General features: G+C 71.2%; 25 protein-coding genes. 14 read left to right on the forward strand and 11 right to left on the reverse strand.

Annotated features, from left to right (window positions below; genetic code table 11):
* Nucleotides 1-45: 45 nt before the first annotated feature.
* Nucleotides 46-834, reverse strand: a complete 789-nt coding sequence (locus CRM89_RS21370) for a metalloregulator ArsR/SmtB family transcription factor (RefSeq protein WP_086845647.1) — start codon at nt 832-834, stop codon at nt 46-48.
* A gap of 158 nt (nt 835-992) precedes the next feature.
* Between CRM89_RS21370 and CRM89_RS21375 the strand changes: the two genes are divergently transcribed.
* The 3 genes from CRM89_RS21375 to CRM89_RS21385 are packed head-to-tail and all read left to right on the forward strand — an operon-like array spanning nt 993 to nt 2,996.
* Nucleotides 993-1,922: an ABC transporter ATP-binding protein gene (locus CRM89_RS21375; protein WP_011212036.1), complete on the forward strand. Its 930-nt coding sequence runs from the start codon at nt 993-995 to the stop codon at nt 1,920-1,922.
* Complete coding sequence (locus CRM89_RS21380) at nt 1,919-2,770, forward strand: ABC transporter permease (protein ID WP_098085866.1); 852 nt, start codon at nt 1,919-1,921, stop codon at nt 2,768-2,770. The genes CRM89_RS21375 and CRM89_RS21380 overlap by 4 nt, the downstream gene beginning before the upstream one ends.
* Nucleotides 2,760-2,996 (forward strand): helix-turn-helix transcriptional regulator, encoded by a 237-nt coding sequence (locus CRM89_RS21385; RefSeq protein WP_050768188.1) that lies wholly within the window; start codon nt 2,760-2,762, stop codon nt 2,994-2,996. The genes CRM89_RS21380 and CRM89_RS21385 overlap by 11 nt, the downstream gene beginning before the upstream one ends.
* A gap of 61 nt (nt 2,997-3,057) precedes the next feature.
* On the opposite strand, the gene CRM89_RS21390 is transcribed toward CRM89_RS21385, so the two are convergent.
* A complete protein-coding gene (locus CRM89_RS21390; RefSeq protein WP_255266260.1) occupies nt 3,058-4,059 on the reverse strand; it encodes an NAD(P)-dependent oxidoreductase in 1,002 nt (333 codons plus the stop codon).
* A gap of 17 nt (nt 4,060-4,076) precedes the next feature.
* Between CRM89_RS21390 and CRM89_RS21395 the strand changes: the two genes are divergently transcribed.
* Entirely contained in the window at nt 4,077-4,430 is a 354-nt protein-coding gene (locus tag CRM89_RS21395; protein ID WP_011212040.1) for a helix-turn-helix domain-containing protein, read from the forward strand.
* 179 nt (nt 4,431-4,609) lie between these two features.
* Here the strand turns inward: CRM89_RS21395 and CRM89_RS21400 are convergent, their stop codons facing one another.
* Both CRM89_RS21400 and CRM89_RS21405 read right to left on the reverse strand, forming a co-directional pair.
* Complete coding sequence (locus CRM89_RS21400) at nt 4,610-5,728, reverse strand: glycerate kinase (protein WP_098085869.1); 1,119 nt, start codon at nt 5,726-5,728, stop codon at nt 4,610-4,612.
* Nucleotides 5,729-5,774: 46 nt separating this feature from the next.
* The gene (locus CRM89_RS21405; protein ID WP_098085872.1) at nt 5,775-7,343 is read right to left on the reverse strand and encodes an alpha/beta hydrolase; all 1,569 of its coding nucleotides are present in this window, start codon (nt 7,341-7,343) and stop codon (nt 5,775-5,777) included.
* A 127-nt stretch (nt 7,344-7,470) separates the two neighbouring features.
* On the opposite strand from CRM89_RS21405, the gene CRM89_RS21410 reads away from it, so the two are divergent.
* On the forward strand, nt 7,471-7,782 hold the full coding sequence (locus CRM89_RS21410; RefSeq protein WP_011212043.1) for a GNAT family N-acetyltransferase: 312 nt from the start codon (nt 7,471-7,473) through the stop codon (nt 7,780-7,782).
* 9 nt (nt 7,783-7,791) lie between these two features.
* On the opposite strand, the gene CRM89_RS21415 is transcribed toward CRM89_RS21410, so the two are convergent.
* Nucleotides 7,792-8,553: a 1-acyl-sn-glycerol-3-phosphate acyltransferase gene (locus tag CRM89_RS21415; protein WP_060593993.1), complete on the reverse strand. Its 762-nt coding sequence runs from the start codon at nt 8,551-8,553 to the stop codon at nt 7,792-7,794.
* 79 nt (nt 8,554-8,632) lie between these two features.
* Between CRM89_RS21415 and CRM89_RS21420 the strand changes: the two genes are divergently transcribed.
* Genes CRM89_RS21420 through CRM89_RS21430 form a run of 3 tightly spaced genes read left to right on the forward strand, consistent with a single transcriptional unit; the run spans nt 8,633 to nt 10,548 of the window.
* On the forward strand, nt 8,633-9,277 hold the full coding sequence (locus CRM89_RS21420; RefSeq protein WP_011212045.1) for a YqgE/AlgH family protein: 645 nt from the start codon (nt 8,633-8,635) through the stop codon (nt 9,275-9,277).
* A gap of 57 nt (nt 9,278-9,334) precedes the next feature.
* Complete coding sequence (locus CRM89_RS21425; RefSeq protein ID WP_011212046.1) at nt 9,335-9,844, forward strand: sigma-70 family RNA polymerase sigma factor; 510 nt, start codon at nt 9,335-9,337, stop codon at nt 9,842-9,844.
* A complete protein-coding gene (locus tag CRM89_RS21430) occupies nt 9,841-10,548 on the forward strand; it encodes an anti-sigma factor (protein WP_098085874.1) in 708 nt (235 codons plus the stop codon). The genes CRM89_RS21425 and CRM89_RS21430 overlap by 4 nt, the downstream gene beginning before the upstream one ends.
* A 70-nt stretch (nt 10,549-10,618) precedes the next feature.
* Here the strand turns inward: CRM89_RS21430 and CRM89_RS21435 are convergent, their stop codons facing one another.
* The 3 genes from CRM89_RS21435 to CRM89_RS21445 form a co-directional block, all read right to left on the reverse strand.
* The gene (locus CRM89_RS21435; RefSeq protein WP_060593991.1) at nt 10,619-11,383 is read right to left on the reverse strand and encodes an ABC transporter permease; all 765 of its coding nucleotides are present in this window, start codon (nt 11,381-11,383) and stop codon (nt 10,619-10,621) included.
* Entirely contained in the window at nt 11,380-12,360 is a 981-nt protein-coding gene (locus tag CRM89_RS21440) for an ATP-binding cassette domain-containing protein (protein WP_098085877.1), read from the reverse strand. Before CRM89_RS21440 ends, CRM89_RS21435 begins: the two co-directional genes overlap by 4 nt.
* Nucleotides 12,361-12,475: 115 nt before the next feature.
* The gene (locus CRM89_RS21445) at nt 12,476-12,976 is read right to left on the reverse strand and encodes an EXLDI protein (RefSeq protein ID WP_060593989.1); all 501 of its coding nucleotides are present in this window, start codon (nt 12,974-12,976) and stop codon (nt 12,476-12,478) included.
* A gap of 120 nt (nt 12,977-13,096) precedes the next feature.
* Here CRM89_RS21445 and CRM89_RS21450 point away from each other — a divergent pair, with 120 nt between their 5' ends.
* Genes CRM89_RS21450 through CRM89_RS21470 form a run of 5 tightly spaced genes read left to right on the forward strand, consistent with a single transcriptional unit; the run spans nt 13,097 to nt 17,891 of the window.
* Entirely contained in the window at nt 13,097-14,764 is a 1,668-nt protein-coding gene (locus CRM89_RS21450; protein ID WP_098087077.1) for a thiamine pyrophosphate-binding protein, read from the forward strand.
* Nucleotides 14,761-15,417, forward strand: coding sequence for a hypothetical protein (locus tag CRM89_RS21455; protein ID WP_060593988.1), 657 nt, complete (start codon nt 14,761-14,763; stop codon nt 15,415-15,417). Before CRM89_RS21450 ends, CRM89_RS21455 begins: the two co-directional genes overlap by 4 nt.
* Nucleotides 15,418-15,427: 10 nt before the next feature.
* Nucleotides 15,428-16,465, forward strand: coding sequence for a 3-oxoacyl-ACP synthase III family protein (locus CRM89_RS21460; RefSeq protein WP_086845657.1), 1,038 nt, complete (start codon nt 15,428-15,430; stop codon nt 16,463-16,465).
* Complete coding sequence (locus tag CRM89_RS21465) at nt 16,462-17,505, forward strand: aminotransferase class I/II-fold pyridoxal phosphate-dependent enzyme (RefSeq protein ID WP_086845632.1); 1,044 nt, start codon at nt 16,462-16,464, stop codon at nt 17,503-17,505. The genes CRM89_RS21460 and CRM89_RS21465 overlap by 4 nt, the downstream gene beginning before the upstream one ends.
* Nucleotides 17,502-17,891 carry a cupin domain-containing protein gene (locus tag CRM89_RS21470; RefSeq protein ID WP_098085882.1) on the forward strand — a complete coding sequence of 130 codons (390 nt, stop codon included), beginning with the start codon at nt 17,502-17,504 and terminating at the stop codon, nt 17,889-17,891. Before CRM89_RS21465 ends, CRM89_RS21470 begins: the two co-directional genes overlap by 4 nt.
* Nucleotides 17,892-17,897: 6 nt before the next feature.
* On the opposite strand, the gene CRM89_RS21475 is transcribed toward CRM89_RS21470, so the two are convergent.
* Complete coding sequence (locus CRM89_RS21475) at nt 17,898-18,272, reverse strand: hypothetical protein (protein ID WP_076573740.1); 375 nt, start codon at nt 18,270-18,272, stop codon at nt 17,898-17,900.
* Nucleotides 18,273-18,415: 143 nt separating this feature from the next.
* Nucleotides 18,416-18,823 carry an SdpI family protein gene (locus CRM89_RS21480; RefSeq protein ID WP_060595076.1) on the reverse strand — a complete coding sequence of 136 codons (408 nt, stop codon included), beginning with the start codon at nt 18,821-18,823 and terminating at the stop codon, nt 18,416-18,418.
* A gap of 115 nt (nt 18,824-18,938) precedes the next feature.
* On the opposite strand from CRM89_RS21480, the gene leuS reads away from it, so the two are divergent.
* Nucleotides 18,939-21,791, forward strand: coding sequence for a leucine--tRNA ligase (gene leuS, locus CRM89_RS21485; RefSeq protein ID WP_086845628.1), 2,853 nt, complete (start codon nt 18,939-18,941; stop codon nt 21,789-21,791).
* Nucleotides 21,792-21,956: 165 nt separating this feature from the next.
* Here leuS and CRM89_RS21490 read toward each other — a convergent pair whose 3' ends face one another.
* Nucleotides 21,957-22,763 (reverse strand): polysaccharide deacetylase family protein, encoded by an 807-nt coding sequence (locus CRM89_RS21490; protein ID WP_098085885.1) that lies wholly within the window; start codon nt 22,761-22,763, stop codon nt 21,957-21,959.
* Nucleotides 22,764-22,874 lie beyond the last annotated feature (111 nt).

The raw sequence follows: 22,874 nt of genomic DNA on the forward strand, positions 1-22,874 counted from the left end.
CCGCTTCGGCCCCGTCAAGAGCAGTGCTCACTGTTTTCCCGGCCGTCAGTCGATGGACAGCACCTCCCCGGTCTCGAGCAGCGTCTTCAGAGCGGCCAGAATGGCGGGCCAGCCGCCGCTGACCCCTTCGAGCACCCGGCTGCCCGGCGCGAAGCCGTCGTGCACCACGGTCAGCTTCACCACCTCTCCCTGCGGCTCGAGTTCGAAGCTGACCCTCGAGCGCGGCTCGGCGGCCCACTGCGCCAATTCCGCACCGGAGAGCCCGAATTCGGCGCCGAACGCTTCGTCGATGGTGTGCCAGGTGTAGGACAGCTTGCGATAGGGGTCGGATTCGAGGACCACCTGCTCGGGATCCTTGCCCACCCACCCGCGTTGCCGCCACACCACGGGCGAGCCGGTGCGCCAGTCGGAATCGAAACTCACTCCCCAGTACCGGCTGGTGAAGGCGGGGTCGGTGAGCGCCCGCCAGAGCTGCTCGGGCGTGGTCTTGATGTAGGTGGTGTAGACGAACGCGTTGTCGCTCATGGGAAGTGCCTCCAGTGCGTGCTTCAGGTCGGCGAGCGCCTCGACGCGCCCGCGGTGGTAGCGGTTGATCCAACGGTCGGCGATGGCGTTGATCGGCTCGGCATTGAGGTAGTGCAGCTTCTCGCGACCGCGGCGGCGGGTGGTGATCAGATTGGCCGCCTCGAGCACGGCCAGATGCTTGCTCACCGACTGGCGCGCCATGTCCAGTTCCGCGCACAGCTCGCGCAACGTCTGCCCGTTGCGGGCGTTCAAGCTGTCCAGCAGCCGGCGCCTGCCGGGGTCGGCCAGCGCCTTGAAAACCTCGTCCATGCTCACCGATCCAACATAGGCAGCCGTTCGGCTGCATAAACACTTTAGGCAGCCGTTCGGCTGCATGTCAACGCCGTCTCCGCCGAAACTGCATTGCTGCTGCGGAATGTAGTAGATATGCTACGAGCGATCCGCTCACTACAACGGGAGGGACCGCCATGACCGTGGGCGACGGAATAGTCATCGATGTCGAGAACCTGCGCATGCGCTACGGGACGACCGAGGTGCTGCGCGATGTCACCTTCCGCGCGCACCACGGTGAGGTACTCACGCTGCTGGGCCCCAACGGAGCGGGCAAATCCACCACCATCGAGATCCTCGAAGGGTTCCGGATGCGCTCGGCGGGCCGGGTGTCGGTGCTGGGCACCGACCCGGCCGAGGGCGGTGAGCAGTGGCGGTCGCGGATCGGGGTGGTGTTGCAGTCCTGGCGCGATCACGGCAAGTGGCGGGTGCGTGAACTGCTCGCCCACCTCGGCTCCTACTACGCCCCCTACAGCACCGAACGCCGCAAGAAGCCCTGGGACGTCGACGAACTCGTCGATCTCGTGGGGTTGGGCGAGCAGGCCGACCGCAAGATCATGGCATTGTCGGGCGGTCAGCGCCGCAGGCTGGACGTGGCGATCGGCATCGTCGGCCGACCGGAGCTGCTGTTCCTGGACGAGCCGACCGCCGGTTTCGACCCGCAGGCGCGCCGGGAGTTCCACGACCTGGTGCACCGCCTCGCCGACGACCAACAGACCGCCATCCTGCTGACCACCCACGACCTCGACGAGGCCGAGAAGCTGGCCGACCGCATCCTGATCCTGGCCGGCGGGCGGATCATCGCCGACGGCTCGGCCGACGAGCTCTCCCGCCGCATCGCGGGCGAGGCCGAAGTGCGCTGGACCCGCGACGGCCAGCGCTTCGTGCACACCACCGCCGAGTCCACCGAGTTCGTGCACGACCTGTTCATCCAGCACGGCGACCGGATCCGCGAGCTCGAGGTCCGCCGCGCCTCGCTCGAGGACACCTACATGACCCTGGTGCGGCAGTTCGAATCCGGCGACCTCACCGACGAGGTGCGCACCCTGGAGGAGGTACGGCGATGAATCCGACCAGCGTGGCCGTGCGCGCGGGGCTCGCGCGCGGCGGCATCGAGTTCCGGCAGTCACTGACCAACGGGCAGGACCTGTTCGGCATGTTGTTCTGGCCGGTGATCATGCTCGTCGTGCTCTATTTCATGCGCGACGCGACCTTCGAGTCGAGCGGCTTCGGGTTGGGCGCGCTGGCGTTGCCGAGCATCCTGGGCATGCTGGTGGCCTTCAACGGCATGTTCGGCATGTCGCAGCTGCTGGCGACCGAACGCGAGGACGGCACGCTGCTGCAGGCCAAGGCCACGCCCAACGGAATGGTCGGCTACCTGGTCGGCAAGATCGTGCTCGTGTCCGGCTGGGTGCTGGTTCCGTTCGTGGTGGTGCTCCTCCCGGGGATGTTCATGGTCGGCGGAGTCGAATTGGACTCTGCCGGAGCCTGGTTCGCGCTGGCGGGTGTCGTCCTGCTCGGCATGCTGGCCACCTTGCCGATCGGGGCGATCATCGGTTCGCTGTTCACCAGCCCCCGCGGCGTCGGGTTCGCCTCCATGCCGATCATGGGCCTGGTCGCGGTGTCGGGCATCTTCTACCCGATCACCGCGATGCCGGGCTGGGTGCAGGGGTTGGCGCAGTGCTTCCCGGTGTACTGGCTCGGCCTCGGCATGCGCGCGGCGATGCTGCCCGACGCCGCCGCCGCGGTGGAACTCGGCGGTTCGTGGCGGTGGCCGGCAACCGTGGCGGTGCTCGGCGCCTGGTCGGCCGTCGGGCTCGTCGTGGCGCCGGTGCTGCTGCGTAGGATGGCGCGCCGGGAGTCCGGTTCCAGCGTCGCCGCCCGGCGGGAGAAGGCTATGCAGCGTGCCTACTGAGGTCATCTACAACCGGATCGCGATGCTGCGCGCCGAGCGCGGCATCTCCCGCCGCGAGCTGGCCGAGGCGCTCGGCGTGCACTATCAGACCATCGGCTACCTCGAGCGCGGCGAGTACAGCCCCAGCCTGCACCTGGCGCTGCGCATCGCGGCCTACTTCGAGGTGGCCGTCGAGGTCGTCTTCTCCACGACGCCGTTTCCACGCCTCGGCGCCGAAACCGCCTGAGCCGGTAGACTTCCCGGCTCGGGCGGCCACGGTTCGGGTCTCGCCGCGCACGCCACGCCGTTCAGGCCGCGCCGCCACGCATCAGCGCGTAGGTCGACACCGGCTGCCCCGCCTCCTCGCTCGCCGCGACGGCCTTGCGCCAGAACGCCTGTGCGGCGTGGGCGAGGGTGGCGTCGACGCCCACCTCCTCGCTCGCGTCGATGACGTGCTGCGCGCCCGCGTCCATCATCTTCAGGCTCGCCAGGTCCGCCCAGCCGCCCTGCTGGTTCGCCGCCGACATCTGCTGCATGAAGTGCGGGAAGGCGGCGTTGGAGCGCACCGCGTACTCGACGAAGGCGCCGATGTCGTGCCCGGCGTTGGCGATCATCGCGGTGGCCTGGTCGAACGCCAGCAGCCATGGATGGAAGATCGTCAACAGGCCCTGGTAGAACAGCTGGGCCAGCCCGTCGTCGGTGCCCAGGTACTCCTGCGGGCTCAGCGGGCGCAGCAGGCCGGCCACGGCGTCGAAGTCCTCGCGCGGCCCGCTGAAGAAGATGTAGGACGCCGGATGGGTGAGGTCGTCACCCGCCGACATCACCCCGCCGTTGAGGAAGCGCGCGCCGTGTTCGCGAACCCACGCCGCGCCCTGGCGGGCGTGCTCCGGCGAATCCGACGAGAGGTTGACCACCGTCTTGCCCGGCAGGTGGTCGAGCGCCTGGCCGAGCACGTCGTACATGGCGGCGTAGTGGGTCAGGCTCAGCACGGTGACCTGGTTGGCGTCCAGCGCCTCGGCGACCGTGGCGGCGCGCCGCGCGCCGAGCGCGACCATCGCGTCGATCTTGGCGGCGCTGCGGTTCCACACGGTCACCTCGACACCGGCGGCGAGGAAGGCCCGGACCATCGCCTGGCCCATCGGGCCGAGACCGATCACGGAGACCGAACGGGTGGACTGCTCGGACATCGTATGCCCCTTCGTGTACTGGTCGGAGTTGCTTGTTCCGCGGTGGGTCCGATGCTCGTCCGCGCAGGTAGAGTCGACAAGACCGTACGTCGAGGTGGGGTTGCTTACCCCGAGGTCCGAAATATGGTCAGGAGGCCGGTGTGGACAGCAGCAGTGACACGGCTCACGATGTGTGCGGCATGTCCGTGGCGATCGATGTGGTCGGGGGCAAGTGGAAGCTGCACCTGATGTGGGTGCTGGGCGAGGGGCCGCGGCGCTTCGGCGAGATCCGGCGGCTGCTCGACGGCGTGAGCGAGAAGGTGCTCACCGAGAACCTGCGCCAGCTCGAGGCGAGCGGGGTGGTGTGCCGGGAGGTGTACGCGGAGATCCCGCCGCGCGTGGAGTATTCGCTCACCCCGCTCGGCGAGGACCTCGCACTCGCGCTGCGCCCGCTCGAGGCCTGGGGCGAACGGCATCGCGACACCGTACTGGGCAGGCTCGCCGCCAGCTGCTGAACCCCGCCTGCCGCCGAGTACAGCGGCGTGGGGGTACTCGGCGGCGTCGCGTTCCCGGCAGCGTCGCGTTCCAGGCAGCGTCGCGTGCCCGGCGGCGGCGCGCGCCCGGCGGCAGCGCGTACTCCGCGGTGCGGCGCACTCGGCGGCGTCGCGTGCCCGGCGGCGTCACGTATTCGGGCTCAGCCCAGGTGATCCGCGGCGATTCGCGCCCCGAGGTGTTCCAGCAGCGCGGCCGCCTGTTCGACACAGCGCCGCGGGTCCGGCTCCAGGTCGGTGAGCGCGTAGCAGGCGGTGAAACCGGCGGCGCGCAGGCGATCGGCGGGCAGGAGCGCCCGGCCGACGGCGGCGACCACGGGCACGCCCGCCGCCCCGGCCGCGTCCGCCACCCCGATCGGTGCCTTCCCGTGCAGGCTCTGTTCGTCCAGCGAACCCTCCCCGGTGATCACCAGGCCCGCGCCCGGCAGCAGCGCCGGTAACCCCAGCAGCTCCAGGATCACCTCGATACCGCTGCGGAATCGGGCGCCGAGCACCGTCATGGCCGCGAAACCCGTGCCGCCCGCCGCCCCCGCGCCGGGCAGGCCCGCACCGGACGGATCGATCACCTGCGCCCAATTCGCCAGTGCCGCTTCGAGGATCGCTCGATCACCGACGCCGGCGCCCTTCTGCGGGCCGTAGACCCGCACCGCGCCGTTGGCACCCAGCAGCGGATTGTCGACGTCGCAGGCGAGGGTGAACCGCACCCCGGCCAGCCTGCCGGGCAGCTCGGCGGGATCGAACCGCGCCGCCGCGGCCAGTGCCGCACCGCCCCGGCCCACCTCGCGCCCGTGCGCGTCCAGGATCCGCGCGCCCAGCGCCTGGAGCATCCCCGCGCCGCCGTCGCTCGACGCACTGCCGCCGAGACCGAGCACGATCTCGCGGGCACCGGCCGCCACCGCATCGGCGATCACCACCCCGAGGCCGAAGGTGCTCGCACCCAGCGGATCGGGTTGTCGCGCGGGCAGTTTCGTCAGCCCGACCACCGCGGCCAGTTCCACCACCGCCGTGTCCCCGCGCACGGCGTAACACGCGTCGGTGGGCTGCCCGGTGGGCCCGGGCGCGGTCAACCGCACCCGCCGCCACCCCGCGGCGACGAACGCGTCCACGGTGCCGTCACCGCCGTCGGCCACCGGCACCAGGCGCAGATCGGCCGCGGGTGCGACCGCGAGGATGCCGCGGGCGAGCGCGTCGGCCACCGCGGGCGCGGTCAGCGAGCCCTTGAACTTGTCCGGGGCGAGCAGCACGCGGGGCACGGAGGTCATCGGGCCATTCTCGACCGCCGGGGGGAATTTCGCCGAGGCGGGCTGCTCAGCCGGGCAGCGGTGCCTCGGGGAGCACGGTCGCGTGCACCTGACCGGTGCGGAGATAGGTGAGCACGGCCTCGTCGACGGCCGGGTTGCCGCGCCCGAAGGTGCCGTGGTCGCCGCCCTCGACGGTGACCAGGGCGCCGCCGAGCGCCCGCGCCATCGCCGGTCCGCCCTCGTAGCGGGTGAGCGCGTCGTTGCGGCTCTGCAGCAGCAGCGGCGTGGTCGCCAGGCCCGAGCCATCGATCGGCACCGGCGTGGTGACCGGCTTCCAGGTGCCGCAACTCATCCCGGAACGCACCAGATCGGCGCGCGCGTCCAGGGCGTTGCCGCCCGAGGCGATGGTGCCCACCGCCGCGCCGAGCATCTCCGGCCTGCCGGGTACGGCGTTCTCGTTGCAGGTGATGGCGGAGAACACGAAACGCCCGGTGGGATCGGTCGCCGTCGCACCGGCGATGGCGCGCAGCCGGGCCACGTTCGCCGGGTCGGCGTTCGCGGCGGCCATCGCCTCGGCGAAGGTCGGCCAGAACGCTCGGGTGTAGGTGGCCACCGACGTCGCCCCGATCAGCGGTACCTGGGCCGAGGCGCCGCCGGACACCAAGGTGCGCAGGAAGTTCTGCACCTTCACCAGGTGCTCGACCGTGCCGTTGAAACCGTCGCGGGCGATCTCGGCCAGCGGCTCGGGCAGATCGCCCGGCAAGTCGGCGACGCTCGCGGGCGGCGGGGTGAGATTGGCGTACCAGCCGCCGCCCTGCACCGAGACCAGCCGCACCCAGGTGCGGTAGACCTGCAACGGCGTACTGCCCAGGTGGTATTCGGCGTCGCGTTCGGCGATCCAGCCGAACAGGTCGTCCATGCGCTGCTTGCCCGCGGCCTGCTGCTGGGCGAATTCCTCGGTCCAGATCCAGCCCGGGTGCACGTTCGAGTCGAGCACCATGCGGCCGACCCGATCCGGGAACAGCGTAGCGTACACCGCGCCCAGGTAGGTGCCGTAGGAGGTGCCGAGGTAGTCGATCCGGTCGAGGCCGAGCGCGGCGCGCACCGCATCCAGGTCGCGCGCGGTGTTCTCGGTGGTGATGGTGTCGAGGTAGCCGGGCTGGGCGGCGTCGCAGGCCCGCTTCAGTTCCTCGTCGGTGGTCGAGACCTGGCCGGGCGCGGCCGCATCCACCGCGCAGGCCAACGGCGTGGCCCAGCGCAGCCCGCGCGGCTGCACGGCCAGCAGGTCGTAGTGCTCGACGAGTTCGGCGGGTACGGCGGACAGCCGCTGCGCCCAGAAGTCGAGCGCGTCGACACCCGGGCCACCGGGGTTGGTGAACAGCGCGCCGCGGCGCTCGCCCGAGGCGGCGATGCGGCTGACGGTGAGTTCGATTCGGGGACCGTCGGGTTCGGCATGGTTCATCGGCACGCTCACCACCGCGCAGCGCACCCCGACGCCGGGCGTGACCGCGCCCTCGGGGCAGTCCCCGAACACCGGTCCCGGCGCGGCGGTCGCGACTGCGCAGAGCAGCGACGCACCGACGGCGCCCACCGCGGTCAGGGCCGAAACCGCCCGGAACAGCCGTGTCCTCATCATCTTTCGTACCTCTCGGCCACAGAGCATTCTGATCGGCCCGGCACGCGCAGACAAGTCGACCGGGAGATTTCCCACTCGTGCGCGTCGCGATGTCTCGTGTCGCGCCCCGGCGGAGTAGCGTCGAACCATGTCGACCGAGGTCCGCATCAATCCCGCACTGGAACGTTTCGAGATCTTCGTCGACGGCGACCTCGCCGGCTACGCCGAATACCAGGACACGGCCTCCGAACGCGCCTTCGTGCACACCGAGATCCACCCCGGCTACGAACACCGGGGCTACGCGAAACAGCTGGTGGGCGCGGCATTGAGCGCCAGCCGCGCCGAGGGTTTCGGTGTGCTGCCGCTGTGCCCGATGGTGCGCCACTTCGTCGAGACGCACACCGAGTACATCGCCTCGGTGCCGCAGTGGGCCAGGCAGCGGATGGGGCTGCCGCAGTAGCGGCCCCGGTCAGTAGTTCGCGACGGCGCCGTCGACGGCCTGTTGCAGATCCGCGCGCACCAGGCGCGCGATCTCGGCCGGCTTGGCGGGCAGCTCGGTGACCGGCATGCCGAAGTAGAAGCTCGCCGACTTCACCTCCTCCTTGCCGGGCTCGCCCGCGCCGGGCGGGCGGGGACCGTAGCTCAGCGCCAGGCTCACCAGTGCGGGTTGCGCACCCAGTTTCATGGCGCGGAAGGCGATGTGCCCGATGCCGCTGCCGACGGCCTGCACCCGGCTCGGATCGACCTCGTTGCAGGTGCCCTCGGGGAAGATCGCCAGGTGGTCGCCACGGGCCAGCCGCTGCGCGCAGATGTCCATCATCTGCTGTCCCGCCGCGTTCACCGCCCGGATGCCGTGGTCCTTGCCGCGGAACACCGGGATGCCGCCCATCATGTCGACCTTGCGGCGCTGAGCGGGGTCGACGAACAACTCGTCCTTGGCCAGCACGCGTACCCGGCCGATGATCCGGCGCAGCGGGCTGCGCCAGGCCGCCGCCGCGACCGTGTAGGGGTCCAGCCGCGACAGGTGGTTGATCGCGAAGATCGTCGGCCGCCCGGAACGCAGCAGCTCCCGCACCTTCTGCTCGGCCTGGCCCGCGTAGTGGATGCGCGGGTGGAAGCGCCGTCCCAGCAGCGCGTACGCCGCCCAGGCCTGGAGCCGGTTCTGGCGGTGATCCCGGTAGTAGTCGTAGACGGCGTCGGCGTTCTCGAGCACGACCTCGGGCGGTTGCATACGCCCGACTCTAGATCCGCGACCGGATCGGCACCGACAGGGGCGAGCACTTCGCCCGACAAACTGCGATGATGTCGGTGTGGCACGCGCAGACGACCCGGACGAGCGGAAAACTCAGGGCGGGCACGGCGACCGGCGACGGCGCGAATTCCGCGGCGGCGAGCAGGTGGTCCGCGCCGGGACGTTGCTGCTGGCCGCCACCGATCTGACCGAGCCGACGTTCCGCCGCTCGGTCGTCTACATCATGGAGCACAACGACTCGGGCAGTCTCGGCGTGGTGATCAACCGGCCCAGCGAGACCTCGCTCGCCGACGTGCTACCGCGCTGGTCGGCGCTGGCGGCCGACCCGGGCACCCTCTACTTCGGCGGACCGGTCAAACGCGACGCCGCACTGTGCCTCGGCACGCTGAAGGTGGGTGCCTCCACCGCGGGCGTGCCCGGGTTGCGCCGCATCGATGGCCGGGTCGTGCTCGTCGACCTGGCCGCCGATCCCGAGCGCATCGCACCGCTGGTCGAGGGCATCCGGGTGTTCGCGGGATATGCCGGGTGGACCTTCGGCCAGCTCGAGGGCGAGCTGGACAACGAGGACTGGATCGTGTTGTCCGCGCTGCCCACGGATCCGATCAGCGCGGCGCGCCCCGACCTGTGGGCCGACGTGCTCCGCCGCCAGCCGTTGCCGATGTCGCTGCTGGCGACCCACCCGATCGAGGTCGAACGGAACTGAGCGACGCCGGGTGAACCGGGGAGCCTCCCGCGTCGTGGGATGGGCGGGAGGTGATCGATGCCCGACGACCAGGCCGAACTGATGCGGGTGCTCTATCGCGAGCACGCGCCCGCGCTGTGGCGGTACACGCTGGGCCTGGTGCGCGACGCGGGCCGGGCCGAGGACATCGTGCAGGAGACGTTGTTGCGCGCCTGGCAGCGCCCGAGCGTGCTCGACCAGTCGACCACCTCGGCCAGGGCGTGGTTGTTCACCGTGGCCAGGAACCTGGTGGTCGACGATTTCCGCAGCGCGCGCAACCGTCGCGAGTTCCGCACCGACAATCCGCCGGAGCAGGCCGAGCCGGACCGCTCGGATCGCGCCTTGGACAGCTGGCTGGTCGCCGACGCGCTGGGCGGGCTGAGCGCCGACCACCGGGAGGTGATCGTGCGCGCCTACTATCGCGGCCTGTCGACCAACCAGATCGCGGCCGAGCTCGACATTCCCGCGGGCACGGTGAAGTCGCGGATGCACTACGGGATGCGCGCGCTGCGGCTGGCCTTGCAGGAGATGGGGGTGACCGACCGATGACCGAGATCGCCGACGACTACACGACGTGGGACGCGGCGTACGTGCTCGGTGCACTCGGCAGTGCCGAACGCCGCGAGTACGAGGAGCATCTGGCGGGCTGCCCGGAGTGCCGCGCGGCGGTGACCGAACTCGCCGGTCTGCCCGGCATGCTCGCCCTGGTGGACGCCGAGACCGCCGAGACGATGATCGGCGCGGGCGACGAACAGGCACCGGCGCCCGCCGCCCCCGACCTGTTGCCGACGCTGGCCGCCGCTGCGGAGCGGCGCAGGCGACGCAGCCGCTGGGTCGCGGTGGGCGCCGCGCTCGCGGGTGCGGCCGCCGCCGTCGCGATCGCCGTGCCGGTGCTGGCCGGTCGCGAGCAGACCGCCCCGCCGGCCACCGCCGAACAGGTGCTGGCGGAACGGTCGATGAGTCCGGTGGAGCCGACGCCGATCGCGGCGAGTTTCCGGCTGCTCGCCGACGGCGATCGCACCCGTGTCGTGATGACCTGCGACTACGGCGCGGGCGAGCAGGCCTACACCCGCCGCTACCGGCTCGCGGTGATCGGCGCCGACGGCAGCCGCGTCGACCTGGGTGAATGGCCCGCGGGCCCGGGCACCTCGCTCACCGTCGACAGCAGCGTCGATCTTGCCCCCGAGCAGGTGCGCCGGGTGGAGATCACCTCGGCGGAGACGAACCGGGTGCTGCTCACCGGCGACGTGTGACCGCCCCGGCGCACGAGAACATGCCCCACGGGTGCGTACCCGTGGGGCATGTCGTCGCGCGGCGGGGTGATCAGCCCGCCTGCTTGGCGAAGATCCGCGCCGACCAGAGGTAGCCGGCGAGTCCGAGCCCGACACACCAGGCCAGCGCGGCGATGCCCTGGCCGCCGATCTCGGTGCCCATCAGCAGCCCGCGCACGGTCTCGGTGATCGGGGTGAAGGGCTGGTACTCGGCGAACTGGCGCATGCCGACCGGCATGGTGTCGGTGGCGACCAGGCCGCTGCCGAGGAAGGGCAGCATGATGACCGGGAAGACGGCGTTGCTGGCGGCCTCGGGGTTGGGCGAGAGCAGTCCCAGCGCGACCGACAACCAGGCCAGGGCGAACACCAGCAGGGCGAGCAGACCGAACACGGCCAGCCATTCCAGCGGGTTGGCCTGCGGCCGCCAGCCGACCAGGAACGCCACCGCCATCATCACCACGGTGCCGAGCATGCCGAGCAGCACCGTGCCGAAGACGTGCCCGGTGAGCATCGACGAGGGCGCGATCGCCATGGTGCGGAACCGGTTGACGATGCCCTTGGTGACGTCGGTGGAGACCGAGACGGCCACCGAGGCGGTGAGGTAGGCCGGGATCATCAGCAGCATGCCGGGGGTGAGGTAGTCGATGTAGTTGCCGCCGGAGGACTTCTCCAGCGCGCCGCCGAAGACGAACACGAACACCAGCAACAGCACCACCGGCATCAGCACGACGCTGAACACCATGCTCGGGTAGCGCTTGGCGTGCACGAGGTTGCGCCGCAGCATGGTCATCGAATCGGTGAGTGCGGTCGCGCTCATCGCAGGGCCTCCTTCGAGGTGGTGTCGGCGGTCGGTGCGCTGGTGAGGGTGAGGAAGACGTCGTCGAGGGTGGGGGTGTGCACGGACAATCCGTCGACCTCCACACGGGCGGCGTCGAGCCGGTCGAGCACCGCGCGCAGCGAACGCACGCCGCCGTCGCTGGGCACCGCCAGGGTGAACCCGCCGCCCTCGCCGTCGAGGACGCGGGCGCCGTCGAGCACACCGGCGGCGCTGCGCAGGCTCGTGGCGTCGGCGAAGTCGAGCCGGATGTGTCCACCGGGCACCAGTCGCTTGAGCTCCGCGGCGGTGCCCTCGGCCACGATCCGGCCGTGGTTCAGCACCGCGATGCGGTCGGCGAGCTGATCGGCCTCCTCGAGGTACTGGGTGGTGAGGAAGACGGTGACGCCCATGTCGGTGACCAGGTCGGCGATGATCTGCCACATGTCGCGCCTGCTGCGCGGGTCGAGGCCGGTGGTCGGCTCGTCGAGGAAGATGATGCGCGGGTCGCCGACCAGGGTCATCGCCAGATCGAGACGGCGGGTCATGCCGCCGGAGTAGGTGGCGGCGGTCTTGTCGGCCGCCTCGGTGAGGTCGAAGCGGGTCAGCAGTTCGTCGGCCAGCCGCTTGCCCTCGGCGCGGGGCAGGTGGTGCAGGTCGGCCATGAGCAGCAGATTCTCCCGGCCGGTGAGCAGTTCGTCGACCGCGGCGAACTGACCGGTCACCCCGATCGTCCCGCGGACTTCGGTGCGTTCGGCCGCCACGTCGAAACCGCCGACCCTGACCTCACCGGCGTCCGCGCGCATCAATGTGGTGAGGATCTGCACGGTGGTGGTCTTGCCCGCGCCGTTGGGGCCGAGCAGGGCGAAGATGGTGCCGGGCGCGACGGCGAGGTCGATGCCGTCGAGCACCACCTGCTCACCGAAACTCTTGCACAGCCCGCGCGCCGAGATCGCCGGCGCGCGCTGGGTGTCCCTCATCGGATGGTCCTTTCATAGTTGAATTCGAATAAACGCATGTTTCATCGCCACCACGCCCCGGGGCGCGGTGTGGTCTGGATGTGCGGTTGGGCGCGAGTCTCTGCCGCGCGTCGGCTCAGATGTCGAGGTCCTCGATCTTCGGATGTTCGGTGACGTCGACGACCCGCTCGTAGAGCGGGTCCGGCAGTTTGCCTTTCAATTCGGACACGGAATCGACGATGGTCAGGACGAATTCGCCCCAGTCCGGGTCGCCGATGCCGAGCATCCGCCGCCAGTTCCAGTTGTCGGTGGTCGGGTAGTCCGACCACTTCGAGTCCTGGGTGTGCAGGACGAACTTGCCCTTGCGGCTGCGGTAGACCCGGATGCGCGCGAACCCCTCGTCGCCCATCTCGCGCCACTCGGTGAGCAGGGTGCCCGCGAAGCGCACCTGGCGCACCCCGTTGTGGCCGACCTTGAGGACGACCTCCTCGTAGCCTTCCTGGCGACCCTCCTCCAGCTCGATGAAGCGGCGCAGCGCCGTCACCACCGCGCCGGACAGGTTGCCGCCGACCAACTCCTGCGCACGCTGGAACAGCGGGAGATCGTCGTCGGCGACGTAGATCGTCTTGTTGGGCATGAACCAACTATATGTAGATGTATACGTAGATGCAAGCCCCGGGCTCGGATTCCCGTGAACCGGCCACCCATCCCGCCCGTGTACCTCCTGAACGCGGACCGCGCGCGGAAGGAGCCGCCCATGCCGGACCGGGTAGCCGACCAGCTGGTGCACACCCTCGCGCACCTGGGCGTGCGCCACGTCTTCGGGGTGGACGGCGCCAACATCGAGGATCTCTACGACGCGCTGTACGACTCACCCGTCACCGGTGTGATCGCCAAGCACGAGTTCTCCGCGGCCACCATGGCCGACGGGTACGCGCGCGCCACCGGCTTCGGGGTGGTGGCGGCGACCTCCGGCGGTGGCGCCATGAATCTCGTTGCCGGACTGGCCGAATCGTTCGCCTCGCGGGTGCCGGTGCTGGCCCTGGTTGGCCAGCCGCCCACCGGGCTGGCCGGGCGCGGCGCGTTCCAGGACACCAGCGGGGCGGCGGGCACGATCGACGCGGCCGTGCTGTTCGGTTCGATCAGCCGCTACTGCGCCCGGGTCGACTCCGCGCGCGAGCTGCCGGTCCGGCTCGACCGCGCGGTCACGGCAGCGCGACAGGGCGGTCCCGCGGTGCTGTTGCTGCCCAAGGACGTTCAGCAGGCCGAGGGCTACCCGTGTGTGCCGGTGCCGCTGGAGCCACGGCACGTGCACGATCGCGCCGGGCTGGAGCACGTGCGAGCCATGCTGCACACCGCCCGGCGGCTGGGCAAGGTGGTGATCGTCGCGGGCGATCAGGTCGCCCGTGACGACGCGCGCGCCGAGCTGGCCGCCCTGGCGGGGGCACTGGACGCCGCCGTCGCGGTGACCCCCGAGGCGAAGGACTGCTACGACGACACCGCCCCCGGTTTCTGCGGCGTGGTCGGCACGATGGGCCACGCCGAGGCGGCGGCGGCGCTACGCACCGGCGCGGTGTGCCTGCTGGTCGGCGCCACCATGACGGTGACCGCGCGGGCCGGGCTCACCGAGCAGCTGGCGGCGATCCCGTTGGTGAGCGTCGGCGCGTCCTCGCCGTTCCTGCCCGCCCGGCACGCCGCCAGCACCGATCTGGCCGTCACCCTGGCCGAGCTGGCCGAGGAGTTCGGCGCCGACACCGGATGCCGGACCGCGGCCGCGCGGGCGCCGACGCCACGGCCGGGCATCCGGCTGACCGCGATGGACGTCCCGCCGGCGAGTGGGCCAGGTCTGCGCTATCGCGCGTTGGTCGAACAGCTCTCCGACGCGCTGCCGACCGGCACCGACGTGGTCTGCGACGCGGGCAACACCGGCGCGGCGGTGGTCCATCACCTGCGCGTGCCGCCCGACGGCCGGTTCACGGTGGCGCTGGGGATGGGCGGCATGGGGTATGCGTTCGGCTCCGCGATCGGCTCGGCGTTCGCTCGCGGCAGGCGCACCGTGGTGATCGCCGGCGACGGCGCGTTCTACATGCACGGCATGGAGGTGCACACCGCCGTCGAGTACGGGTTGCCGGTCACCGTGGTGGTGCTGAACAACAACGCGCACGCGATGTGCGTCACCCGCGAGCAGGTCTACTACGGAGACCGCTACAGCTACAACCGTTTCCGGCCCGCCCACCTGGGCGCTGGCATCGCCGCGATGTTCCCCGGCCTGCCGGTGCGCACCGCGCGCACACCGGCCGAACTGGCCGCCGCGTTGCCGGTCTGCCTGCCCGACCACGGCCCCGCCTTCCTCGAAATCGTCTGCGACCCCGACGAGATGCCGCCCTTCGCCCCCTTCCACGACCTCCCGAGGAGATCACCGTGACCACCAGTGCCCTGCCCGCCCTCAGCGACCTCCCCGACGACGTACCGGGCATCCTGCGGATCGAGAACTCCGACCGCGAGGCCACCACCCCGATCATCATGGACATGCTGCGGTCGGTGTATCCGCACGATCAGATCTACGGGCGCTTCTGTCCGGTGCAGGATTTCGTCGCCGCGCCGCCGCGGGCGGTGTACGAGTACCTGGCCGATACGCGGTCGCTGGAGGAATGGACCTACAGCCTGCGCGGATTCACCGAAACGGCGGAACCCGGACTGTGGCGCGCCCACGACCGGCTCGGTGACGCGACCACCATCTACACCAGGACCGTGGCCGATCCGCACGCGATGACCGTCGACTATCACTGCGCGTGGGACCAGGGCGAGCACCTGTGGATGATCTACCTGATGCGGGTCGTCGACGCCCAGGTGGTGCTGAACCGGCCCGGGTCGGTGGTGCTGTGGAACAACTGCCGCCACCCCTTCTACGACGAGAACCCCTATCCGGACACCGCACCGCCCGGCAGGCCGGTCTGGGTGGGCGACTTCTGGGAGATGTTCTCCGCCGGGCATCGCCTCGAGCTGGACAATCTCAAGGCCATCTGCGAATACCGTGCCGCCCACGGGCTTCCGCTGAAGCCGTCCTGGATGGAATGAGGTGGGTGCGATGATCCACAACCATCCCCAGGGGCTTCCGCCGGTGAGCCTGGCCGACGTCGCGTCCTACCTGCCGGGCGAACCGGTCGGCACCGAGTACTTCACCCGGTTTTCCCGGTCGGACCGGATGGCCGCCAACGTGATGTTCCGCGCCCCGCGTACGCGCCATCACGTCGGGCGGGAGGAGACCGCCGTGGACATGGTCGAGCGCGCGGTCGCCCCGCTGGTCGAGCGGCACGGCCCCGATCTGCTCACCAGCGTCGACGTGCTGCTCACCCACACCCAACTGCCCGACAATCCGGTGCTCGGCTGCGGGCCGGAGGTGGCGCGCAGGCTGGGCATGCGGCCGGGCTGGGTCTACGACGTGCACAACGGCGGGTGTGCGGCGTTCATACACCTCATGGGCCTCGCCGCGATGCTCCTGCGGACGACCTCGGCGCGCACGGCACTGATCGCCGTCACCCAGAACTGCGCGGGACCGGTGTTCACCCAGACCGAGATCCGCGGGCTGGCGCAGGCGCCGGTGCCCGGTGACGGCTGCGGGGTCGGGCTGCTCGTCGCCGACGACCGCGCGCCGATTCTGGACATCGAATGCCGCACCTACCCCGAATTCGCCGGTGACATGGCGTTTTCCACCGGCGGCGCGCGCAAGTACTGGGAACCCGGGGAGGGGCAGGGATGCGTGCGGTTCTCCGAGTCGAAGGTGGCCAAGGTGTTCGCGCGCGGGAACCGGCTGGTGCCGGAGGTGTCGCTGGCGGTGTGCGACCGGCTCGGGATCGCGGGTCGCGAGGTGGACGCGTTCGTCACCAATCAACCGAACCGGCTGTTCCTGCGCAATTGGCGTGAGGCACTGGAACTTCCGCCCGAACGCCACCCCGACACCTTCGACCGTTGCGGCAACCTCTTCGCCGCGGGCATCCCGGTCACCCTCGACATCGCGAACCGGGAGGGACGACTGCGCGAGGGCGCGCTGGTGCTGCTTGCGGCGTTCGCGCACGCCGGTGACTTCGCCGCCGCGGCGGCGCTGCGCTGGGGTGCACCGCGATGACCCTGGACCTGGCCGAGGACTCGCGCTCGGCGCGCCGGTCCGGGCGGCGCCCACCGTGCCGCTTCGACCTGTCGTTGAGCGAGAACCCGTACCCGCCGCTGCCGTCGGTGCTCCACGCGGTACAGCAGACGCTGGCCGGGGCGAACCGCTATCCCGAGTTCCGGCCGCGCACGCTGCCCGAGCTGATCGCCGGGCACCTCGGCCTGCATCCCGAGCAGGTCGTCGTCGGCGCGGGCGCGACCGGGGTGGCGGCACAGATCATGGCGGCGCTCGCCGGTCCCGGCGCGGAACTGGTCACCGCGACACCGACATTCGACGGGTATCCGATCCTGGCGGAAATGACCGGAACGGTCCTGGTCCCCGTGCCGTGTGACGCCGCGGGCGCGCCCGACCCGGCCGCCCTGGGGATGGCTGTGCACAAACGGACGGCCCTGGTCGTGATCTGCCGCCCGCACAACCCGACCGGCGCGCTCATCACGGCCGCCGCGCTGCGCGCCTTCCTGCGCGGGCTCCCGGAGCGGGTCACCGTCGTGCTCGACGAGGCCTACGTCGAATTCCTCGCGCCCGCCGACCGGCTCGACACCACCGCCCTCCTGCGCGCGCATCCGAACGTGCTCGTGCTGCGCACCTTCTCCAAGGCCTACGGACTGGCCGGGCTGCGTATCGGCTACGCCTTCGGCGATCGAACGCGGATGGCGTCGGTCCGGCGCCATCAGCTGCCCTTCGGCGTGCCCGCCACCGCTACGGCCGCGGTCGCCGCCTGCTACGCCGCCCGGCCGGAACTCACCCGCCGGGTCGCCCGCATCACCGCCGAACGCGACGGGCTGCGCGCGGCGCTGCGGGCGCGCGGTCGCGCGGTCCCCCGCAGCCACGCCAACTTCCTCTACCTACCCGGCCCCGGGGTCGCCACCGCGCTGCGCCGGGCCGGAATCACCGCCAAGGCCTATCCGGACGGCAGCGCCCGCATCGCCGTCGGTGACCCGGCGGCCGGGCGCGCCGTGCTCGCCGCGCTCACCGGCGGTGGTTCCATGGACGGGTGATTCCGGGATACGAACCGGCCCTGCGGCCGAACCCCGCCCCGGCGACGGGAACGGCCAGTCGGGTGCTGCTGCGGCTGCGGCTGGGCCGGCGGGAGGTGGTGGTGCGCCACACCGTGATCGCGCCCGGCGGCAGCAGCGGCTGGCACTACCACGACGGGACGCTGGTCGTCCTGGTCGCCCGCGGCACCCTGGACCATCCCTACGCCGACGGCGCGCCCGTCACCTACCGCCGCCCGCGCGTGTTCCGCGAGCCGAGCGGGCCCGCCAACTGCCACGTCGCGCGTAACCGAGGCCGCGATCCGGTGACGCTGTTCGTGCTGTACCTCAATCCGGCGGGCAGCCCGCTGTCCCGCAGCGTCGATCCACCGCCGGGCCTGGCGCCCTGAGACGGTTCAACCGCCGCCGCAACCACCGCCGCAGCCCGAACCTCCGCCACAGCTCGAACCACCCCCACAGCTCGAACCACCGCCGGACCCGCCACTGCCCGAATCACCGCCCCAGGCGCCACCGCTGTCACCGCCGCTGCCGTAGTAGCCGATACCGCCCGCGCTCCAGCCGCCTGCCGCGCGTCGCGCGGAGCGACGGGAAGCGGCGCGCCGCGGACCGCCCGGCGGATCGTTCCGGCCGCGCACGGTGCCCGCGATCACGAGCGCCACGGCCACCGCGAGCAGAATCCACCCGAACGCGGGATGGAGCACCTCCGCGAGCACGACCCCGAGGACGAGAGCGACGATCGCCGAACCGAAGCACGCCGAGCCGAAGAACATGGAAACCTCCCCCGTGCCGAACCCGCTGTGAACGGGCTCACGACCAGCGTACCGGCGAGAACGTCAGCACGCGCGGGTTGCGGATGGGCAAGAGGTGGTGCTTACGCCGCCCCGGGAACTCGCGGGCAGGTCGGCGAACCGCGTCAGTGGGCGGGGCCGCAGGCTTCCCGCAGCGAGCACGCGCCACAGGACTGCCCGCAGGCGCCGCTCGGCTGGGCGGGGACCAGATCGGCGATGGCCCGGCCTGCCGCGTCGGCGCCCGCACCCAGGGTGAACAGGGCGATCACCGCGGCGACGAACGCGACCACGAGGGCGACCGGGGTGCCCGCGGCCAGGACCACCAGGCCACCGGCGAACAGCAGCGCGCCCGCACCCACCGAGGTGGGGGCGGCGACGCGGTTGGCGATGCGGAAGGTCTGCTCGGAGCTGAGAGCGGCTTCGGTGTGCACCCCGACGAACCGGTTGCGCGGCAGCCTGCCTGTCAGGCCGAGCAGGCCGGTTGCGATGGCCACCAGGGCCAGCACGAACAGGACGAGGGCGACGACGAACACCACGTCAGGGTATCGCAGCGCCGGTACGGCCCGACTGCCGGTCCGGTCGAGCCCACGTTCTACCCTGATAGCCGACGTCTGTCGGGATATCGGCGAGAAACAAGAAGGCAGGACCGTGCAGGACACTCGTGCAACCGAAAGCGATGTACCCGAGCACCGGTACAACGCCGCGCTCGCGGGCCGCATCGAGCGCCGGTGGCAGCAGCGCTGGCTCGAGCGCGGGACGTTCCACGCCCCGAACCCCACCGGGCCGCTCGCCGGGCCGACGGCGACGCTGCCCGCGGACAAGCTGTTCGTGCAGGACATGTTCCCGTACCCGTCGGGCGCGGGCCTGCACGTCGGGCACCCGCTGGGCTACATCGCCACCGACGTGTTCGCCCGCTATCACCGCATGCGCGGGCGCAACGTGCTGCACGCCCTCGGCTACGACGCCTTCGGCCTGCCCGCCGAGCAGTACGCGGTGCAGACCGGCGCACACCCGCGCGACACCACCGAATCCAACATCGCCACCATGCAGCGGCAGCTGGACCGGCTCGGCCTCGGCCACGACCGCCGCCGCTCCTTCGCGACCACCGACCCCGAGTACTACCGCTGGACCCAGTGGATCTTCCTGCAGATCTACAACGCCTGGTACGACCTGGAGCTGAACCGGGCCCGCCCGATCAGCGAGCTGGAGGAACAGTTCGCCTCCGGCGCCCGCCCGGCGCCCGACGGCAAGGACTGGGCGAGCATGTCGCAGGCCGAGCGCGCCGCCGTGATCGATTCCTATCGCCTGGTGTACCAGACGGATTCGATGGTGAACTGGTGCCCCGGCCTGGGCACGGTGCTGTCCAACGAGGAGGTCACCGCGGAGGGCCGCAGCGAGCGCGGCAACTTCCCGGTGTTCCGTAAGCGGTTGTGGCAGTGGATGATGCGCATCACCGCCTACGCCGACCGCCTGGTCGACGACCTGGACCTGCTGGACTGGCCGGAGAACGTCAAGGCCATGCAGCGCAACTGGATCGGCCGTTCGCGCGGCGCGCAGGTGCGCTTCGACTCCCCGGCCGGGCAGATCGAGGTGTTCACCACCCGCCCGGACACCCTGTTCGGCGCCACCTACGTGGTGCTGGCGCCCGAGCACGACCTGGTCGACGCGCTGGCCGCCGCGCAGTGGCCCGCCGACACCGACCCCCGCTGGACCGGCGGTGCGGCCACCCCCGCCGAGGCGGTGGCGCAGTACCGCAAATCCATCGCGGCCAAGTCGGATCTGGAGCGGCAGGAGAACAAGGAGAAGACCGGCGTCTTCCTCGGCGTGCACGCGGTCAACCCGGTCAACGGCGCGCGGGTGCCGATCTTCATCGCCGACTACGTGCTCAGCGGCTACGGCACCGGCGCGATCATGGCGGTGCCCGGCCACGACCAGCGCGACTGGGAATTCGCCACCGCCTTCGGCCTGCCGATCGTGGAGGTGATCTCCGGCGGCGACATCACCGCCGCCGCGCACACCGGTGAGGGCGAGCTGGTGAACTCCGACTACCTCAACGGGCTGTCGGTGGAGGAGGCCAAGGCCACCGTCATCGGCAGGCTGGAGGCCGACGGGCACGGCACCGGCACCATCCAGTACAAGCTGCGCGACTGGCTGTTCGCGCGCCAGCGGTACTGGGGCGAGCCGTTCCCCATCGTCTACGACGAAGACGGCGCCCCGCACGCGCTGCCGGAATCCATGCTGCCCGTGCGGCTTCCGGAGCTGGACGACTTCGCCCCGGTGACCTTCGACCCCGACGACGCCGATTCCGAGCCGTCGCCGCCGCTGGCGAAGGCCACCGACTGGGTGCACGTCGAGCTGGATCTGGGCGACGGGCCCAAGAAGTACCGGCGCGACACCAACGTCATGCCGAACTGGGCGGGCAGCTCCTGGTACCAGCTGCGCTACGCCGACCCCACCAACGCGGACGCGTTCTGCGCCAAGGAGAACGAGCAGTACTGGCTCGGCCCCCGCACCGCCGAGCACGGCCCGGACGACCCGGGCGGGGTGGACCTCTACGTCGGTGGCGTCGAACACGCCGTGCTGCATCTGCTCTACGCGCGGTTCTGGCAGAAGGTGCTCTTCGACCTGGGCTACGTCAGCAGCAGTGAGCCCTACCGGCGGCTGTTCAACCAGGGCTACATCCAGGCCTACGCCTACACCGACCCGCGCGGCGCCTACGTGCCGGCCGCCGAGGTGGTGGAGCGCGACGGCGCGTTCTTCTGGACCGATGCCACCGGCACCGAGATCGAGGTGTCCCAGGAGTACGGCAAGATCGGCAAATCGCTGAAGAACGCGATCTCCCCCGACGAGGTGTGCGACCAGTTCGGCGCGGACACCTTCCGGTTCTACGAGATGTCGATGGGTCCGCTGGACACCTCGCGGCCGTGGTCGACCAAGGACGTCGTGGGCGCGCACCGGTTCCTGCAGCGGGTGTGGCGACTGGTGGTGGACGAGGAGACGGGCGCGAGCCGCGTCACCGAGGACGCGCCGACCGACGAGACGCTGCGCTTCCTGCACCGGACGATCGCGGGCGTCGACGAGGATTTCGCCGCGCTGCGCGACAACACCGCCGGGGCCAAGCTGATCGAGCTGACCAACCATCTCACCAAGAGCTACCCGAACGGCACGCCGCGCGCGGCCGTCGAGCCGCTGGTGTTGATGCTGGCCCCGCTGGCGCCGCACGTCGCCGAGGAACTGTGGGAACGCCTGGGGCACAGCGAATCCCTGGCGCACGGTCCGTTCCCGGTGGCCGATCCGGCGTGGCTGGTGGAGGAGACGGTCGAGTACCCGATCCAGGTCAACGGCAAGGTGCGCAGCCGCATCCAGGTGCCCGCCGACGCCGACAACGCCGCCATCGAGGCCGCCGCACTGGCCGACGAGAAGATCGCGGCCCTGCTCGCCGGCGCCACCCCGCGCAAGCTGATCGTCGTCCCCGGCCGCCTGGTGAACATCGTCGCCTGACCGGGGGTTCGGTTCGGCACCGCCTGAGCGGGTCAGCGGCCGGAGGCGGTAGCGCAGCGTCCCCACGCAGGCCGCCCCGCTCAGGCACATCAGACACCGCCTGAGCGGTCAGCGGCCGGAGACGGCAGCGCAGCGTCACCACGCAGGCCGCCCCGGTGCTCCCGTTTACGCGGGCCGTTCCAGGACGTCGTTCAGCGTGACCATCGACAGGTTGCGCGCCCGGATGATGTCCACGAGCTGCCCGTAGCATTTCGTGACGGTGGGCGCGTTGGCGTGGCCGATGACGATGGCCTGCGGGTTGAACCAGCGGTGCGCGCATTCGACGAGGAACTGCTCGGTGATCAGGCCGGAGTCCGACAGCGAGCCGTACCACATGGTCGGCACGGTGTAGCCGAGATCGGCGGCGACCGCGTCGACGGCGGCGTTGCGCCTGCCGAAGGGTGGCCGGTAGTAGGGCATGCCGTCCACGCCGAAGGTGTTGCGCAGGAACGATTGTGCGCGCGACAGTTCCTCGGCGACGGCCGTCCGCGAGACGGCGGTGAGGTCGGCGTGGCTCCAGGTGTGGTTGGCGAGCTGGATCTGCCCGGATTCCACCAGCGGCGCCAGTTCGGCACGGTGGATGGTCCACGACTCGTAGTGCGCGGTGACGAAGAAGGTGAAGCGGGCGCCGGTGTCGCGGGCGAACCGGAGGTAGGCGCCCACCACCTCGGGGCTGGCACCGTCGTCCACGGTGAGGGCGAGGTTGGTGCCGGGGCCGGGCAGCGCGGTGATGGTGGTGCGGCCGATGGGCGTGCGCGGGCCGCCCGGCGGGGGCGGCAGCAGCGGGGCCGGCGGCTCGGGGGGCGCGGGCGGCACGGGGGGCGCGGCGGCGTCGACGGCACTGTCGGCGGCCTCACTCGCCGCGGTGCAACCAGTCAGCAACAGGGCAGTGCCCGCCGCGATCATCGACAGCAGCTGTCGCCTCTCCACCATCCCCACCTCGCATGTTCGCCGCCGGCGCGCCGGGGCTCACGACCGGTCCCCGCGGCACGGTACGGATGATAGGTGAGCCGGTGGCGGATTCCGCGCAACCATCCGGTTATC

The organism is Nocardia sp. FDAARGOS_372, from assembly GCF_002554515.1.
Taxonomy (GTDB): domain Bacteria; phylum Actinomycetota; class Actinomycetes; order Mycobacteriales; family Mycobacteriaceae; genus Nocardia; species Nocardia farcinica.

Excerpts from the sequence above, each read along its gene's own strand:
- CRM89_RS21370 (WP_086845647.1), bottom strand. The coding sequence starts at position 834 with ATGGACGAGGTTTTCAAGGCGCTGGCCGACCCCGGCAGGCGCCGGCTG.
- CRM89_RS21375 (WP_011212036.1), top strand. The coding sequence starts at position 993 with ATGACCGTGGGCGACGGAATAGTCATCGATGTCGAGAACCTGCGCATG.
- CRM89_RS21380 (WP_098085866.1), top strand. The coding sequence starts at position 1,919 with ATGAATCCGACCAGCGTGGCCGTGCGCGCGGGGCTCGCGCGCGGCGGC.
- CRM89_RS21400 (WP_098085869.1), bottom strand. The coding sequence starts at position 5,728 with ATGACCTCCGTGCCCCGCGTGCTGCTCGCCCCGGACAAGTTCAAGGGC.
- CRM89_RS21405 (WP_098085872.1), bottom strand. The coding sequence starts at position 7,343 with ATGATGAGGACACGGCTGTTCCGGGCGGTTTCGGCCCTGACCGCGGTG.
- CRM89_RS21410 (WP_011212043.1), top strand. The coding sequence starts at position 7,471 with ATGTCGACCGAGGTCCGCATCAATCCCGCACTGGAACGTTTCGAGATC.
- CRM89_RS21415 (WP_060593993.1), bottom strand. The coding sequence starts at position 8,553 with ATGCAACCGCCCGAGGTCGTGCTCGAGAACGCCGACGCCGTCTACGAC.
- CRM89_RS21425 (WP_011212046.1), top strand. The coding sequence starts at position 9,335 with ATGCCCGACGACCAGGCCGAACTGATGCGGGTGCTCTATCGCGAGCAC.
- CRM89_RS21430 (WP_098085874.1), top strand. The coding sequence starts at position 9,841 with ATGACCGAGATCGCCGACGACTACACGACGTGGGACGCGGCGTACGTG.
- CRM89_RS21435 (WP_060593991.1), bottom strand. The coding sequence starts at position 11,383 with ATGAGCGCGACCGCACTCACCGATTCGATGACCATGCTGCGGCGCAAC.
- CRM89_RS21440 (WP_098085877.1), bottom strand. The coding sequence starts at position 12,360 with ATGAGGGACACCCAGCGCGCGCCGGCGATCTCGGCGCGCGGGCTGTGC.
- CRM89_RS21445 (WP_060593989.1), bottom strand. The coding sequence starts at position 12,976 with ATGCCCAACAAGACGATCTACGTCGCCGACGACGATCTCCCGCTGTTC.
- CRM89_RS21450 (WP_098087077.1), top strand. The coding sequence starts at position 13,097 with ATGCCGGACCGGGTAGCCGACCAGCTGGTGCACACCCTCGCGCACCTG.
- CRM89_RS21460 (WP_086845657.1), top strand. The coding sequence starts at position 15,428 with ATGATCCACAACCATCCCCAGGGGCTTCCGCCGGTGAGCCTGGCCGAC.
- CRM89_RS21465 (WP_086845632.1), top strand. The coding sequence starts at position 16,462 with ATGACCCTGGACCTGGCCGAGGACTCGCGCTCGGCGCGCCGGTCCGGG.
- CRM89_RS21475 (WP_076573740.1), bottom strand. The coding sequence starts at position 18,272 with ATGTTCTTCGGCTCGGCGTGCTTCGGTTCGGCGATCGTCGCTCTCGTC.
- CRM89_RS21490 (WP_098085885.1), bottom strand. The coding sequence starts at position 22,763 with ATGGTGGAGAGGCGACAGCTGCTGTCGATGATCGCGGCGGGCACTGCC.